The sequence below is a fragment of the Enterobacter cloacae complex sp. IR5458 genome (assembly GCF_049238025.1).
GTDB lineage: Bacteria > Pseudomonadota > Gammaproteobacteria > Enterobacterales > Enterobacteriaceae > Enterobacter > Enterobacter kobei.
Genome location: NZ_JBMKIF010000001.1, coordinates 64,276 through 79,933 on the forward strand (window position 1 = coordinate 64,276; position 15,658 = coordinate 79,933).

A 15,658-nucleotide genomic window follows, 5' to 3' on the forward strand; every position below is an offset into this window, starting at 1 on the left:
GAGTCACGCGTTTTTATCTGTTAGAGATAAACCAGAGTGATGGTGGTTTCGCCGCTCAGCTGCGCTTCGTCTGTGGTGGTCAGACGGTCAGTGTTAACAATGGCCAGAGAGACTTTGAACGGGTAGACAACGCTGGTGATGGCCAGCGGTGCGGTATAACCTGGTCTGGTAGCGGTCATGATCTCGGCGTTACCGTTGGCAATCACACCGGTGGCCAGGTTACGCCACATATATTCGCCTTTGCTGTTGAGGAAGTTTGGCGCAAAGATCGCCTGAGCAGGCACACCGTTAGCGGTGATCTCATTGATACGGGTACTGATTGCATAGGCGCCAATTTTATCGCCAGCAGCGGTGGTACCTACGCCGTAGGTGGTACCTGAACCGTAAACGTCCCCACCATTGTCTGTGGCGTCACGAATGTAAAACTCGCTGGAGTTCAGGTAGGTCGCCGCATTGGAATCTTCTTTGTTATCAGCAATACTCCATGCCACTTTAGTCGCTGACGGGCAATTGATCGTCAGAGACATATCTTTATGACCCATCTGGTTGGTCTGGGTTGGAGAAAGCTGGTCCAGCGCGATTGTGCCAAAATCAATCGATCCGCCGTTACTGAGTTCCGGCGTACAGGATGCATGGTTCATCTTGCCCTGAACCTTCATGACGATGCTGCCTTCGGCGAATGCAGCCGAAGAGGTCATCGCAATCAGCGTTGCGAGAAGAAGCTTTTTCATTGTTATTCCTTAACCATTAATAAAATAAATGTATAAATTTCCGTGAAGTCATTAACTTGCTGAAATGCAAGCGCAGGGATTCTATTAATGGTTATTGTTATTTCTGTAATGAGTATTTCTAATCTCTGAATTGAGTTTTATTAAAATGTGTAAATACATTCACGGTTGTATTTACACATTCCGGCAGGATAAGAACGGAGGAAGCTATTTTCTCTTCTTAACCGGGGGCGAGAATTATTTTATCGCCTGAGCGATCCACGCCGACAATTCCCGAAGTTCCCGCTCTTGTTCCGGATAATGTTCAAGCAACCCGTCGCACACATGTTGCAGCATATCGGGACGGTATACACAGCCCTGCAGGCGTGACGCCAACGCTTCCAGCGGTGCCGGGTTAAGACTATCCGTAAAAATTTGTGTGCGGGTAATATGACCTTTCTCCACGTCAAAGTGCAGCTCCACGCCGCCCCAGGTAAAACGCTCATCCAGCAGATGTGAAAACGCCGGTGCCTGGCCGAAGTTCCACTCCCAGCTGCTCTGGCGGGCAAAGGTTTCAGCGAAGTTGGGCAGGTCAGGCGTTTTATCAGGGGAAATCACTTCCGCCTCCACACGCTCGCCGTAGTGCGCAAAGAAGGCCTCACGGATCGCGTCGCAAATCTGCTCGTGAGTAATACCCGGCAGAAGCTCCACCAGATTCGCCACGCGGCCGCGTACGGAGGTAATGCCCTTAGCCTGTAACTTTTTCTTGTCAGGATTGAGGTAGTCAGCCAGCCGGCTGAGATCGGCATTCAGCAGCAGAGTGCCGTGGTGGAACCCGCGATCCATTGTTTCGCGATAGGCTGAGCCGGAGACCTTCCGGTCGCCCTCGGGGGTCTTGACGACCAGATCGTTCCGGCCTGGCGCCTCCGCGGTTACGCCGAGCGCATTCAGCGCGTTCAGCACAATCGACGTAGAGATGCTTTTGTCGTATTCCGGCTTGCCTGCCATAAAGGTAAAGCAAGTGTTGCCCAGATCGTGAAACACGGCTCCACCGCCGCTGCTGCGGCGCGCCAGGCGGACGTGGTCCTCTTCCATGCGGCGGGTATTGCACTCTTTCCACGGGTTTTGCGCGCGGCCAATCACCACCGTGTCGGCATTGCGCCAGAGAAACAGTACTCGCTGGGTGGCGGGCATCTGGCGGAAGATGCACTCTTCCACCGCGAGATTAAACCAGGGATCGTAAGAGTCAGAGATAAGCAGGCGTAACGTCGTCATGGCAGAGTTCCTTTTCCATATCCTCCGCCTACTTTATCACTATTCTTTCTTCTCGCTCTCTTCGTCTTCCGGAACCGACTTGCTGGCAGTCAGCAGGAACGGCGACTGTTGCCATCGGGTGCGCTTACCCTGCAGCAGCGTGCGCGCCAGCACCACGCCAATCGCCAGTGAGAGTAATAACATCAGGCGCAGAATATTGGTGGTGTTATCCACCTGCTTGGCTTCGGTCGGCAGGGTGTGAGTGTCGAGCGTCAGGCGCAGATAGCCCAGCGGGCCATTTTTTCCCTGAACAGGTTCGACGAGCTGCTGGTTGAAATAGCCTCCGGCTTTTTTGCCGTCCAGCGCCAGCCTGTCGCGCACGTCGACGTGCTCACCGGCGCGGGCAATCAGGTCGCCTTTTTCATCGTACACGCCCGCATCGAGAATGCGGCTGTTTTCCGTAAGCTGACGCAGGATCTGGCCGATGCGCTTATCGTCCGGCGTCTCGGTGCGCATATAGGGGGCGACGTTAAGGGTCACCTGACGCGCCAGCGTGCGGGCCAGCTCTTCAAACTGCGGGTTACGCTGCCGTTGATGATTCTGGCTAAACCACGATGCCCCTTGCATCAATGCCACTAACAGTGCGAGACAGGAAAGGACAATCACGGCGCGATGAAGCCGGAATTTCAGTTTTGCGCGAGCCATATTCCACCTGCTGAAAATTTAGGGCTTAATGTTGCCAGAAGTGATGGTTACAGGGTAGCCTCATGCGTTATTTTCCCTCTGGAACCTTCCGGCGCGAACGAAATTACAGGAGCTTTGATGCCGAACATTACCTGGTGTGACCTGCCAACGGATGTCTCTTTATGGCCAGGATTGCCGCTCTCGTTAAGTGGCGATGAGGTGATGCCTCTGGATTACCACGCTGGCCGTAGCGGCTGGCTGCTGTATGGACGCGGCCTGGATAAGCAACGCCTGACCCAGTATCAAACCAAACTGGGTGCGGCAATGGTCATCGTCGCCGCCTGGTGCGTAGAAGATTACCAGGTTATCCGCCTGGCGGGTTCTCTGACGCAGCGTGCCACGCGTCTGGCGCATGACGCAGGGCTGGACGTTGCCCCGCTCGGTAAAATTCCGCACCTGAAAACGCCGGGTCTGCTGGTCATGGACATGGACTCCACCGCTATTCAGATCGAGTGTATTGACGAGATTGCTAAACTGGCCGGCAGCGGTGAGCTGGTGGCGGAAGTCACTGAACGTGCGATGCGCGGCGAGCTGGATTTCACCGCCAGCCTGAGACAGCGCGTGGCGACCCTGAAAGGGGCCGATGCTAACATCCTGCGCCAGGTGCGTGATGTGCTGCCGCTGATGCCAGGACTGACGCAACTGGTGCTGAAGCTGCAGTCCCTTGGCTGGAAGGTGGCGATTGCCTCTGGTGGCTTCACCTTCTTCGCGGATTATCTGCGCGAGAAACTGCATTTGACCACCGTGGTGGCCAACGAACTGGAAATTATGGACGGCAAGCTGACCGGACAGGTGATTGGCGACATCGTGGATGCGCAGTACAAAGCTAACACCCTGACCCGTCTGGCCGAAAAATATGAAATCCCGGTGGTCCAGACCGTCGCCATCGGGGACGGTGCGAACGACCTGCCGATGATCAAAGCTGCTGGTCTTGGCATTGCCTACCATGCCAAGCCAAAAGTGAACGAAAAGACGGAAGTGACTATCCGTCATGCTGACCTGATGGGGGTGTTCTGCATCCTTTCTGGCAGCCTTAATCAGAAATAACGGTCTGCTTTGTAGGCCGGGTAAGCGTAAGCGCTACCCGGCACGCAGTCCGCACAGAAATAACGAGGTACACCGTGGCGAAAGCTCCAAAACGCGCATTTGTCTGTAATGAATGTGGTGCGGATTATCCGCGCTGGCAGGGGCAATGCAGCGCCTGTCATGCCTGGAACACCATCACCGAAGTGCGTGGTGTGGCGGCTTCGCCGAGTGTGGCCCGCAATGAACGCCTGAGCGGCTATGCGGGCAATGCAGGCGTGTCGAAGGTGCAAAAGCTTTCAGACATCAGCCTGGAAGCGTTACCGCGCTTCTCCACCGGGTTCAAAGAGTTTGACCGCGTGCTCGGCGGCGGCGTGGTGCCGGGCAGTGCGATTCTGATCGGCGGTAACCCCGGGGCGGGTAAATCGACCCTGCTGCTGCAAACGCTTTGCAAGCTCGCCGAGCAGATGAAAACCCTGTACGTCACGGGGGAAGAATCACTCCAGCAGGTGGCGATGCGTGCGCACCGCCTGGGCCTGCCAACCGGCAACCTGAATATGCTGTCGGAAACCAGCATTGAGCAGATCTGCATGATCGCCGAAGAAGAGCAGCCGAAGCTGATGGTGATCGACTCCATTCAGGTGATGCACATGGCGGACATTCAGTCCTCGCCGGGCAGCGTGGCGCAGGTGCGCGAAACCGCGGCCTACCTGACACGCTTCGCCAAAACGCGCGGCGTGGCGATTGTGATGGTCGGCCATGTGACGAAAGACGGTTCCCTGGCCGGGCCAAAAGTGCTCGAACACTGTATCGACTGCTCGGTGATGCTCGACGGCGACGCGGATTCCCGCTTCCGCACCCTGCGCAGCCATAAAAACCGTTTCGGCGCGGTGAATGAATTAGGTGTTTTTGCCATGACGGAGCAGGGGCTGCGTGAGGTCAGCAACCCGTCGGCCATCTTCCTGAGCCGTGGCGACGAAGTCACCTCCGGCAGTTCGGTCATGGTGCTGTGGGAAGGAACGCGCCCGCTGCTGGTTGAAATCCAGGCGCTGGTGGATCACTCGATGATGGGCAACCCGCGTCGCGTGGCGGTGGGTCTGGAACAGAACCGTCTGGCGATCCTGCTGGCGGTGCTGCACCGCCACGGTGGTCTGCAGATGGCGGATCAGGACGTCTTCGTGAACGTGGTGGGCGGGGTGAAGGTCTCGGAAACCAGCGCGGACCTGGCGTTGCTGCTGGCGATGGTCTCCAGCCTGCGCGACAGGCCGCTGCCGCAGGATCTGGTGGTGTTTGGCGAGGTTGGCCTGGCAGGAGAGATCCGTCCGGTGCCGAGCGGCCAGGAGCGTATCTCCGAAGCGGCAAAACACGGCTTCCGCCGCGCGATTGTGCCCGCCGCTAACGTGCCGAAAAAAATCCCCGAAGGGATGCAGGTTTTTGGCGTTAAGAAACTCGCAGATGCGTTAAATGTCTTTGACGACTTATAATTACGTATTCGATTTTGCAGGAGGCACCGTAATTTATGTCATCATTTGACTACATCAAAACCGCAATCCGCCAGAAAGGCTGCACGTTGCAGCAGGTGGCGGACGCCAGCGGTATGACCAAAGGCTATTTAAGCCAGCTGCTGAACGCCAAAATCAAAAGCCCCAGCGCGCAGAAGCTCGAAGCGCTGCACCGTTTCCTGGGACTTGAATTTCCCCGTATGCAAAAGAACATCGGCGTGGTGTTTGGCAAGTTTTACCCGCTGCATACTGGTCACATCTACCTGATTCAGCGCGCCTGTAGCCAGGTGGACGAGCTGCACATCATTATGGGGTACGATGAAACCCGTGACCGCCAGCTGTTCGAGGACAGCGCCATGTCGCAGCAGCCGACGGTGCCTGACCGCCTGCGCTGGCTGCTCCAGACCTTTAAGTACCAGAAAAACATTCGCATTCATGCTTTTAACGAAGAGGGCATGGAGCCCTATCCGCACGGCTGGGACGTGTGGAGCAACGGCATCAAAGCGTTTATGGAAGAGAAGGGCATTGCGCCTAACTGGATCTACACCTCTGAAGAGTCCGATGCGCCGCAGTTCCGCGAGCATCTGGGCATCGAGACGGTGCTGATCGATCCGAAACGGACCTTCATGAACATCAGCGGGGCGCAGATCCGCGAAAACCCGTTCCGCTACTGGGATTATATCCCGACCGAGGTAAAGCCCTTCTTTGTACGTACCGTTGCGATCCTGGGCGGTGAGTCGAGCGGAAAATCCACTCTCGTTAATAAGCTGGCGAATATCTTCAACACGACCAGTGCGTGGGAGTATGGCCGCGATTACGTTTTCTCGCACCTCGGCGGTGACGAGATGGCGCTGCAGTATTCCGACTACGATAAAATCGCGCTAGGACACGCCCAGTACATTGATTTTGCGGTCAAATATGCCAACAAAGTGGCGTTTATTGATACCGATTTCGTCACCACGCAGGCGTTCTGTAAAAAGTACGAAGGGCGCGAGCACCCGTTCGTGCAGGCGCTGATTGACGAATACCGCTTTGACCTGGTGATCCTGCTGGAAAACAACACGCCATGGGTCGCTGATGGCATGCGCAGCCTCGGCAGCTCCGTAGACAGGCGCGAGTTCCAGTCCATGCTGGTGGAGATGCTCAACGAAAACAACGTTGAGTTTGTGCATGTTGAAGAGTCGGACTACGACTCCCGTTTCCTGCGCTGCGTCGAGCTGGTGAAGGAGATGATGGGGGAGCAGGGGTAATCTTACCCCTCACCCTAACCCTCTCCCCAAAGGGGAGAGGGAACGATTACCCCTCAGAACGCAACCACCACTTTCCCTCGCATATGTCCCTCCAGCACTTTGCGGTGCGCCTCGGTAATGCTTTCCACGCTCAGTCCGTGAAGCGTTTCGCTGAGCGAGCTTTCCACCACGCCGTTGTCCACCAGCTTTGCAACCTCGTTTAAGATCTCGCCCTGACGCGCCATATCAGCGGTCTGGTACATGCTGCGGGTGTACATAAACTCCCAGTGCAGGGCGGCGGATTTCGATTTCAGCTTATCCTGGTTCAGCGGATGCGCGTTCTCAACGATGGAGCAGATGTGCCCCTGCGGTGCGATCAGTTCGCTGACGGCATCCCAGTGGCCGTCGGTGTCATTGAGGATGAAAATGTAATCCACATAAGTGATACCCTGTTTTGCCAGCTCACCTTTCAGGTCGCGGTAGTTCACGACCCGATCCGCACCGCGCTCGCGGCACCACCGGGCGGAATCTTCTCTTGATGCTGTCGCGATGATGTTCACCTTGCTGTTGTGCTTTGCAAACGGGATCGCCAGCGAGCCCACACCGCCCGCGCCGCCAATAATCAACAGCGTTTTATCCGCGTCCGCATCCTGAATGTTCAGCCGTTCGAACAACCCTTCCCAGGCGGTCAGCGCGGTCAACGGCAATGCGGCTGCTGCCGCCCAGCCAAGGCTGGCAGGTTTGTGTCCGACAATACGCGCATCGATCAGCTGATGGGTGGTATTGCTGCCCGGACGAGTGATATCCCCTGCGTACCACACTTCGTCACCGGGTTTAAATCCCGTAACGGCCGCGCCCACGGCTTTAACGATACCGCTGGCATCCCACCCGAGAATGCGCGGCTCGTTCAGCCCGTTTTTGACAATGCCTGCATGCACCTTGGTGTCGACCGGGTTAACAGACACGGCTTTCACTTCGACAAGCAGATCGTGCTCGCCGGGCTGCGGCATCGGCGGGGCGATTTCAATGAACGTGCCGGGATTCGCAGGATTAACGGCAATGGCTTTAACTGACATGGATGGACTCCTCAATGGCATGCGTTTTATTGAGGCTAGTCTATTAAGTGATCAGCTGCATGATAAGATGGACAATCAAGAACGAAGTGTTCTCACAGGATGAACAATCATGTTTAAACAGCTTCAGGATATGGCGCTGTTTGCGCTGGTGGCCGAGATGGGCAGCTTTACTGCTGCGGCACAGAAGGCTGAACTGCCAAAATCCAGCGTCAGCCAGCGAATAAGCCAGCTGGAGCAGCAGGTAGGAATACGCCTGCTCAACCGCACGACGCGCAGAATCAGCCTGACTTTTGCAGGCGAGCATTATCTGGTGCACTGTCGCGAAATGCTGGCGGCCAGCGAGCGGGCGGAGTATGCCATTCAGCGGCTACGCGAAAACCCGAGCGGGCGGCTGCGCATCACCTGCCCGGCGGGAATTGGTGCGACGCTGCTGGCGCATATGAATGCCGAATTCCAACTTCGCTATCCTGACGTGTCGCTGGACGTGTCGATCTCTGATGATGTGGTGGATCTGGTCGAGTCCGGCTTTGACGTGGCGCTGCGTACCGGTAAGCCGCAGGACTCCTCCCTGATTGGCCGGATGATCGGACATTGTCCGCGCTATATGCTGGCTTCACCCGACTATCTGGCGCGTCGGGAGCCGTTAATCCATCCCCGCCAGCTGGTGGAGCACCGCTGCATTACCCACAAAGCCTGGTCTGAGTGGCTGCTGCGAAGCGAGAGTGAGGATTACCGCTACCTGCCGGATAACGCCCACATGACGGATAACCTGGTGTACGCCCGTGAATGTGCGATTGCTGGCGCCGGGATCACGTTATTACCCGCCTTTCTTCTGGAAGATAAGATTGAGACAGGGGCGCTGGTGAAGGTGCTGCCGGAATGGAACGTCGAGGGGAATGATTTGTGGCTGGCTTATCCGAGCCGCAAGCTGAACTCGCCTGCGCTGATGAGCTATATCGACTTTGCGATACAGTTTGACGAGGTGAAGCGGTATTACGTGGACAAATAAAAAAGCCGGGTGGCGCTGACGCTTACCCGGCCTACGAACTGTGCGGCCTGATGCCCTCACCCTGGCCCTCTCCCACGTGGATAGGGAACAAATACTAAAAACGGCAACCGAAGTTGCCGTTTTGCTTTTATTTCGCAATACGCTTGTACTTAATACGCTTTGGCTCCAGCGCGTCAGCGCCCAGCGTGCGTTTCTTGTACTCTTCGTATTCGGTGAAGTTACCTTCAAAGAACTCCACTTTCCCTTCATCCTGGTAGTCCAGAATGTGGGTCGCGATACGGTCAAGGAACCAACGGTCGTGCGAGATAACCATCGCGCAGCCCGGGAACTCCAGCAGGGCGTTTTCCAGCGCGCGCAGGGTTTCGATGTCCAGGTCGTTGGTCGGTTCATCGAGCAGCAGTACGTTACCGCCAACCTGCAGCAGCTTCGCCAGGTGCAGACGACCACGCTCACCGCCGGACAGCTCGCCCACGCGTTTGCCCTGGTCGGTGCCTTTGAAGTTGAAGCGGCCAACGTAAGCGCGGCTTGGCATCTCGGTGTTGCCGATACGCATAATATCCAGACCGCCGGACACTTCTTCCCACACGGTTTTGCTGTTATCCATCGCGTCACGGAACTGGTCAACGGACGCCAGCTTCACGGTTTCACCCAGGGTGATAGAGCCGCTGTCAGGCTGCTCCTGACCGGACATCATGCGGAACAGCGTCGATTTACCCGCGCCGTTCGGACCGATGATCCCGACGATAGCCCCTTTTGGTACGGAGAAGGTCAGATCGTCAATCAGCAGGCGATCGCCGTATGACTTACGCAGATTGGTGACTTCAACCACTTTATCCCCCAGACGTGCTCCAGGCGGAATAAACAGTTCGTTGGTCTCGTTACGTTTCTGGTATTCGGTGTTGTTCAGCTCTTCAAAGCGTGCCAGACGGGCTTTGCCCTTAGACTGACGGCCTTTAGCGCCCTGACGAACCCACTCCAGCTCTTTCTCGATAGACTTACGACGCGCGGCTTCCTGAGAAGCTTCCTGCGCCAGACGCTGATCTTTCTGCTCCAGCCAGGAGGAGTAGTTACCTTCCCATGGAATACCTTCACCACGGTCCAGCTCCAGGATCCAGCCTGCGACGTTGTCGAGGAAGTAACGGTCGTGGGTAATTGCCACCACGGTGCCTTCGAAGTCGTGCAGGAAGCGTTCCAGCCACGCCACGGATTCCGCATCCAGGTGGTTGGTGGGTTCGTCGAGCAGCAGCATGTCTGGTTTTTCCAGCAGCAGGCGGCACAGCGCGACGCGGCGGCGTTCACCCCCGGAAAGATTGGCGATTTTCGCATCCCAGTCCGGCAGGCGCAGGGCATCGGCCGCGCGCTCCAGCTGCACGTTCAGGTTATGACCGTCGTGCGCCTGGATAATCTCTTCAAACTTGCCCTGCTGAGCGGCCAGCTTGTCGAAGTCTGCATCCGGCTCGGCGTATTTGGCATACACTTCATCCAGACCTTTCAGGGCGTTAACCACTTCGGATACCGCTTCTTCAACGGATTCACGAACGGTGTGTTCCGGGTTCAGCTGAGGTTCCTGCGGCAGGTAACCGATCTTGATGCCAGGCTGCGGACGGGCTTCACCTTCGATGTCTGTATCGATGCCGGCCATGATGCGCAGCAGGGTGGACTTACCGGCACCGTTGAGACCCAGAACACCAATTTTTGCGCCCGGGAAGAAGCTCAGCGAGATATTTTTAAGAATATGACGTTTCGGCGGGACAACTTTGCCGACACGATGCATGGTATAAACGAATTGAGCCACGTTGGACTTCGCCTCTTTTATCGTAATGAGAAGGAATTTCAGCCTCGAAGTGTAGCCTTTTTCACGCCCTAATCCCAGCCAGGAACGTCGGGAGTGTTAAAACGCGCAAGAAAGGTAAAAAAGTGTCCATAACGTGGCGCGTTGCAGGATGCCTGGTTAGCATAAGTTGGTGTGACTTTGACGTGGCAAGACGCTGCAATTGACGAAAAAACAATGAGGAAGAGCTTGTGGAAAAAGCCAAACAGGTGGTCTGGCGTCTGCTGGCTGCCAGCGTATGCGTAATGGCGGTAAGCCAGGCGGTGCATGCCGATTCACTGGATGAACAACGTAATCGCTACGCCCAGATTAAACAGGCGTGGGACAATAAGCAGATGGATACCGTGCAGGCGCTGATGCCGACGCTGAAGGATTATCCGCTGTATCCGTATCTGGAGTATCGCCAGATCACTGACGATCTCATGAACCAGCCGACCGTCACTGTGAATAATTTCATTCAGGCGAACCCGACCCTGCCGCCTGCGCGAACCCTGCAATCTCGTTTTGTGAATGAACTGGCGCGTCGCGAAGACTGGCGCGGGCTGCTGGCGTTTAGCCCCGATAAGCCGAATACCACCGAAGCGCAGTGTAACTACTACTATGCGAAATGGGCGACCGGACAGCAGGAAGAGGCCTGGGCCGGGGCGAAGGATCTTTGGCTGACCGGCAAAAGCCAGCCGAATGCCTGTGATTCGCTGTTTGGCGCGTGGCGAGCCTCCGGCAAACAGGATCCGCTGGCCTATCTTGAGCGTATTCGCCTGGCGATGAAAGCCGGCAACACGCGCCTGGTGACCGCGCTGGCGGGGCAGATGCCTTCCGATTATCAGACGATCTCTACGGCCGTTATCGCGCTGGCAAACGATCCGAACAGCGTCCTGACCTTTGCCCGCAGCACGGGCGCGACCGACTTTACCCGTCAGATGGCGGCGGTGGCTTTTGCCAGCGTGGCGCGCGACGATGTGGAAAACGCCCGGCTGATGATCCCGCAGCTGGTGCAGGCGCAGCAGCTGAATGACGATCAAACCCAGGAGCTGCGTGACATCGTGGCGTGGCGACTGATGGGCACGGATGTGACCGACGAACAGGCACGCTGGCGAGATGATGCCATTATGCGTTCGAACTCCACGTCGCTGGTGGAGCGCCGCGTGCGCATGGCGCTGGGCACCGGCGATCGCCGGGGGCTGAATACCTGGCTCGCACGTTTGCCGATGGACGCCAAAGAGAAAGATGAATGGCGCTACTGGCAGGCCGATCTGCTGATGGAGCGCGGTCGTGATGATGAAGCCAAAGAGATCCTCCACGGCCTGATGCAGCAGCGCGGCTTCTACCCGATGGTGGCCGCGCAGCGCCTGGGCGAGGAGTATACCTTCCGCATTGATAAAGCACCCGCGAATGCGAACCCGGCGCTGACGCAGGGGCCAGAGATGGCGCGCGTGCGCGAGCTGATGTACTGGAATATGGACAATACCGCGCGCAGCGAGTGGGCGAATCTGGTAACCAGTCGCACCACCGACGAGAAAGCCCAGCTTGCCCGCTATGCGTTTGATAACCACTGGTGGGATCTGAGCGTGCAGGCGACGATCGCCGGTAAGCTTTGGGATCATCTTGAAGAGCGTTTCCCGCTGGCGTACAACGATCTTTTCGAACGCTACACCAGCGGCAAAGATATCCCGCAAAGTTACGCGATGGCGATTGCCCGTCAGGAGAGTGCCTGGAATCCGAAAGTCCGCTCCCCGGTGGGGGCCAGCGGTCTGATGCAAATTATGCCGGGAACGGCGACCCATACGGTGAAGATGTTTAACATTCCCGGGTACAGTAGCCCCTCACAGCTTCTCGATCCGGATACCAACATCAACATCGGTACCAGCTATCTGCAGTATGTTTATCAGCAGTTTGGCAATAACCGCATTTTCTCGTCGGCGGCGTATAACGCGGGGCCGGGGCGCGTGCGTACCTGGCTCGGCAACAGCGCCGGACGCATCGATGCCGTGGCGTTTGTGGAGAGCATTCCGTTCTCAGAAACGCGCGGTTATGTGAAGAACGTGCTGGCGTACGATGCTTACTATCGCTACTTCATGGGGCAGAAAGATACCCTGATGAGCGATGCCGAGTGGCAGAGACGTTACTGATCGGCGTGGGTTGTGTTATGCTGTACTCGCTAATGAGTACAAGAGGCAGCATAACATGACCCAGCATTCCCCGTATTCCTCGGCAATGGCCGAACAGCGTCACCAGGAGTGGCTTCGTTTTGTGGAGCTGCTTCGCCAGTCTTACGATCAGGATTTGCACTTACCTCTTATGCAGCTGATGCTGACCCCAGACGAGCGTGAAGCGCTGGGCACGCGCGTGCGGATCATTGAAGAGCTACTGCGCGGTGAGATGAGCCAGCGTGAGCTGAAAAATGAGCTGGGCGCGGGCATCGCGACGATCACCCGCGGCTCGAACAGCCTGAAGTCTGCGCCGGTCGAGCTGCGCCAGTGGCTGGAAGCGGTGTTGTTGAAAAATACCTAACGATAAATCGCGTTATGGAACGGGCTTAACGCCAAAATCACCGCCTGGTGGTAAACGCCTGAACGCGTGAGCGTGCCCGCAGTAAAGACGCCAATCGCCCCTTCTTTACGTCCAATCTCATCAATGCCGGTGTACTGTGACATCACCGGCCCGAGCGCTTCGCCTTCGCGCACTTTGTTCAGAATGATCTCTGGCAGCGGCAGGGTGGCAGAACGCGCTTCACCGCGCTGCTCTCGGCTTTCTATCACTACCCAGCTAAAGGTGGCACCTTCGTCGATCCCGGCTTCAATGGCGACCCAGAAGTCCGCCTTTGGGGCCGCGGCTTTAGCATTTGCCACGCGATTTCGTGCACCAGCGCGCGTTTCCTCGCTGCCAAACGGCTGTTCAGGTACGCCACTCTCGACGCCGATGGCTTCGATATGGCAGGATCCTTCGCCGAAAATCTCTTCAAAAGCCTTTAGAATTGCCTGAATTTTGGCAGGATTGGTGGTAGCAGAGACAACATGGTGCATAATTAAGCTCGATTCAAAAAAAACTCATCGCAGTATAACGGAAAAAAAGCATGTTACAGGTATACCTTGTTCGCCACGGTGAGACGCAGTGGAACGCCGAGCGACGTATTCAAGGCCAGTCAGACAGTCCTCTCACTGAGAAGGGGATCCAGCAAGCGTGGCAGGTGGCAGAGCGTGCCAGGACGCTGGGCATTACCCACGTGATCACCAGCGATTTAGGTCGCACGCAGCAGACAGCGCGCATCATCGCAGATGCCTGCGGCTGTGACGTGATGCTTGAGCCGCGTCTGCGCGAGCTGGATATGGGCGTGCTGGAAAAACGCCATATCGATACGCTGACCGAAACGGAAGAGGGCTGGCGTCGTACGCTGGTCAACGGTACCGAAGATGGCCGCATCCCTGAGGGGGAATCCATGCAGGAACTGAGCGTGCGTATGCATGCCGCACTGGCGGAATGTCTGAAGCTTCCGGCAGGTAGCCGTCCGCTGCTGGTGAGTCACGGTATTGCGCTGGGCTGCCTAGTGAGCACCATTCTGGGATTACCGGCTTATGCTGAACGTCGTCTGCGTCTGCGCAACTGCTCTATTTCCCGAATTGATTATCAGGAAAGTGCGTGGCTGGCGTCGGGTTGGGTCGTGGAGATGGCAGGGGACATTTCGCATCTCGATGCCCCTGCGCTTGATGAACTGCAGCGTTAACGACGTATCGGAATTAAGAATTCCATCCGCAGATTGATTGGGCCTTCTTCCGGTTTCGCATCCTGCGCCGGGTAGTAGCGCTCAATGTCCTGACCTTTACGGCGATTCAGATTCAGCATCGGCATGCAGGTTCCGTAAACGGTCAGGATGAACTCCTGAACGCCCGTTCCCAGTCCTTCATACGAGAACATCACGTATTCGCCGCCTTCCAGCACGACCGGTTTAGACCCCTGAATATAACCATTTGCCATCTCTGGCGTCAGCGCGGTGGTGTAGAACACCTCCTGCTCGTCGTCTTTTTCCTGGCTTGGGTGCGTTTCGTTGAGACCATAGAGGATCGGTGGGATCGCTGGCGCATGACTCAGGAAGTCGCGCCAGAACTGGACACGCATCTGATGACGGAACTCAGAAATCTGCTCCAGAGAACAGGAGTAACTCTGGGTCGTACCGATCAGATGGGTTTCCGGCAGCGCGACAATTTCGTATTTCGGCATGGCGAACTCGCCCAGACGCAGCGGCGGGCGCATACCAAACGAGCTCCAGTCTGGCGAGCGGCGATAGAGCGCTGGCGTCAACGAGAACTGTTTTTTAAACGCACGGGTGAAGGTCTGCTGCGAATCAAAACGATACTGCAAGGCAATATCCAGAATGGGCCGCGCGGTCAGGCGCAATGCCACCGCAGACTTGGACAAACGACGTGCGCGAATATAGGCCCCGATAGCATGACCGGTGACATCCTTGAACATCCTTTGCAGATGCCACTTGGAATAGCCTGCTTTAGCCGCCACATTATCCAGTGACAAAGGCTGGTCGAGATGACCTTCCAGCCAGGTGAGCAGGTCGCGAATAATTCCAGCCTGATCCATATACTATCCTCATCCTTAAAACAGCAGGTGCCTGATAACAGGTTAGCGGATAATAGCATTTTTTGATGTTTTAGCATTCAGTGTTTTTTTTGCGCATTAATGCCTTTTCTCCCCCGTTTTGGGCGAATATATTCTAATCCTGTGATCTTGCTACATTTTTGTCTAAAGTGTTGAATAATCGCTCAATGCAATTTTAAAGAATGGTAACAATATGAAATACAAGACTTTGCTTCTTACCGCTCTGTTGCTGGTTGCTGGCCGTGCGGCGCAGGCGGAACAGATTGGATCTGTAGATACCGTGTTCAAAATGTTTGGCCCGGACCACAAAATTGTGGTGGAGGCGTTTGACGATCCAGATGTGAAAAACGTCACCTGCTACGTCAGCCGTGCGAAGACGGGCGGTATTAAAGGCGGTCTGGGGCTGGCGGAAGATACCTCTGATGCGGCGATCTCCTGCCAGCAGGTGGGGCCGGTTGAGCTGAGCGATAAAATCAAAAACGGTAAAGCGCAGGGTGACGTGGTGTTCCAGAAACGGACGTCGCTGGTGTTCAAAAAGCTGCAGGTAGTGCGTTTCTATGATGCGAAGCGCAATACGCTGGCTTATCTTGCCTATTCCGACAAAGTGGTGGAAGGCTCGCCGAAAAACGCCATCAGCGCCGTGCCGATTATGCCATGGCATTAATTCAGGGATGAACC

At 56.3% G+C, this 15,658-nt stretch carries 15 protein-coding genes; 8 read left to right on the plus strand and 7 right to left on the minus strand.

Going from position 1 to position 15,658, the window contains the following annotated elements:
* Nucleotides 1–20 precede the first annotated feature (20 nt).
* The 3 genes from ACOTYN_RS00340 to ACOTYN_RS00350 all read right to left on the minus strand — a co-directional run bounded on the left by ACOTYN_RS00340 (nt 21) and on the right by ACOTYN_RS00350 (nt 2,666).
* Nucleotides 21–731, minus strand: coding sequence for a DUF1120 domain-containing protein (locus tag ACOTYN_RS00340; protein WP_014882464.1), 711 nt, complete (start codon nt 729–731; stop codon nt 21–23).
* Between the two features lie 234 nt (nt 732–965).
* Nucleotides 966–1,982 carry a lipoate--protein ligase LplA gene (gene lplA / locus ACOTYN_RS00345; RefSeq protein WP_332956163.1) on the minus strand — a complete coding sequence of 339 codons (1,017 nt, stop codon included), beginning with the start codon at nt 1,980–1,982 and terminating at the stop codon, nt 966–968.
* Between the two features lie 39 nt (nt 1,983–2,021).
* The gene (locus ACOTYN_RS00350) at nt 2,022–2,666 is read right to left on the minus strand and encodes a YtjB family periplasmic protein (protein ID WP_014882466.1); all 645 of its coding nucleotides are present in this window, start codon (nt 2,664–2,666) and stop codon (nt 2,022–2,024) included.
* A gap of 117 nt (nt 2,667–2,783) precedes the next feature.
* Between ACOTYN_RS00350 and serB the strand changes: the two genes are divergently transcribed.
* The 3 genes from serB to nadR all read left to right on the plus strand — a co-directional run bounded on the left by serB (nt 2,784) and on the right by nadR (nt 6,480).
* Nucleotides 2,784–3,752, plus strand: a complete 969-nt coding sequence (serB, locus tag ACOTYN_RS00355) for a phosphoserine phosphatase (RefSeq protein WP_008502066.1) — start codon at nt 2,784–2,786, stop codon at nt 3,750–3,752.
* A 74-nt stretch (nt 3,753–3,826) separates the two neighbouring features.
* The gene (radA, locus tag ACOTYN_RS00360; protein ID WP_014882467.1) at nt 3,827–5,212 is read left to right on the plus strand and encodes a DNA repair protein RadA; all 1,386 of its coding nucleotides are present in this window, start codon (nt 3,827–3,829) and stop codon (nt 5,210–5,212) included.
* Nucleotides 5,213–5,247: 35 nt separating this feature from the next.
* Nucleotides 5,248–6,480: a multifunctional transcriptional regulator/nicotinamide-nucleotide adenylyltransferase/ribosylnicotinamide kinase NadR gene (gene nadR / locus ACOTYN_RS00365; RefSeq protein WP_006810194.1), complete on the plus strand. Its 1,233-nt coding sequence runs from the start codon at nt 5,248–5,250 to the stop codon at nt 6,478–6,480.
* A gap of 53 nt (nt 6,481–6,533) precedes the next feature.
* Here nadR and ACOTYN_RS00370 read toward each other — a convergent pair whose 3' ends face one another.
* On the minus strand, nt 6,534–7,535 hold the full coding sequence (locus ACOTYN_RS00370) for a zinc-binding alcohol dehydrogenase family protein (RefSeq protein WP_032637538.1): 1,002 nt from the start codon (nt 7,533–7,535) through the stop codon (nt 6,534–6,536).
* A 109-nt stretch (nt 7,536–7,644) separates the two neighbouring features.
* On the opposite strand from ACOTYN_RS00370, the gene ACOTYN_RS00375 reads away from it, so the two are divergent.
* Entirely contained in the window at nt 7,645–8,544 is a 900-nt protein-coding gene (locus tag ACOTYN_RS00375; RefSeq protein ID WP_045269570.1) for a LysR family transcriptional regulator, read from the plus strand.
* A 127-nt stretch (nt 8,545–8,671) separates the two neighbouring features.
* Here the strand turns inward: ACOTYN_RS00375 and ettA are convergent, their stop codons facing one another.
* Nucleotides 8,672–10,339: an energy-dependent translational throttle protein EttA gene (ettA, locus tag ACOTYN_RS00380; RefSeq protein ID WP_014882470.1), complete on the minus strand. Its 1,668-nt coding sequence runs from the start codon at nt 10,337–10,339 to the stop codon at nt 8,672–8,674.
* Nucleotides 10,340–10,566: 227 nt separating this feature from the next.
* On the opposite strand from ettA, the gene sltY reads away from it, so the two are divergent.
* Both sltY and trpR read left to right on the plus strand, forming a co-directional pair.
* Nucleotides 10,567–12,504, plus strand: coding sequence for a murein transglycosylase (sltY, locus tag ACOTYN_RS00385; protein WP_023332044.1), 1,938 nt, complete (start codon nt 10,567–10,569; stop codon nt 12,502–12,504).
* Nucleotides 12,505–12,559: 55 nt separating this feature from the next.
* Entirely contained in the window at nt 12,560–12,886 is a 327-nt protein-coding gene (trpR, locus tag ACOTYN_RS00390; protein WP_014882472.1) for a trp operon repressor, read from the plus strand.
* Here the strand turns inward: trpR and yjjX are convergent.
* Entirely contained in the window at nt 12,883–13,398 is a 516-nt protein-coding gene (gene yjjX / locus ACOTYN_RS00395; RefSeq protein WP_014882473.1) for an inosine/xanthosine triphosphatase, read from the minus strand. The genes trpR and yjjX overlap by 4 nt on opposite strands.
* A gap of 50 nt (nt 13,399–13,448) precedes the next feature.
* Here yjjX and gpmB point away from each other — a divergent pair, with 50 nt between their 5' ends.
* Nucleotides 13,449–14,096, plus strand: a complete 648-nt coding sequence (gene gpmB / locus ACOTYN_RS00400) for a 2,3-diphosphoglycerate-dependent phosphoglycerate mutase GpmB (protein WP_014882474.1) — start codon at nt 13,449–13,451, stop codon at nt 14,094–14,096.
* Here gpmB and robA read toward each other — a convergent pair.
* Nucleotides 14,093–14,962, minus strand: coding sequence for an MDR efflux pump AcrAB transcriptional activator RobA (robA, locus tag ACOTYN_RS00405; protein ID WP_014882475.1), 870 nt, complete (start codon nt 14,960–14,962; stop codon nt 14,093–14,095). The genes gpmB and robA overlap by 4 nt on opposite strands.
* Before the next feature lie 211 nt (nt 14,963–15,173).
* Between robA and creA the strand changes: the two genes are divergently transcribed.
* On the plus strand, nt 15,174–15,644 hold the full coding sequence (gene creA, locus ACOTYN_RS00410) for a protein CreA (protein ID WP_014882476.1): 471 nt from the start codon (nt 15,174–15,176) through the stop codon (nt 15,642–15,644).
* The last annotated feature ends 14 nt before the right edge of the window (nt 15,645–15,658 follow it).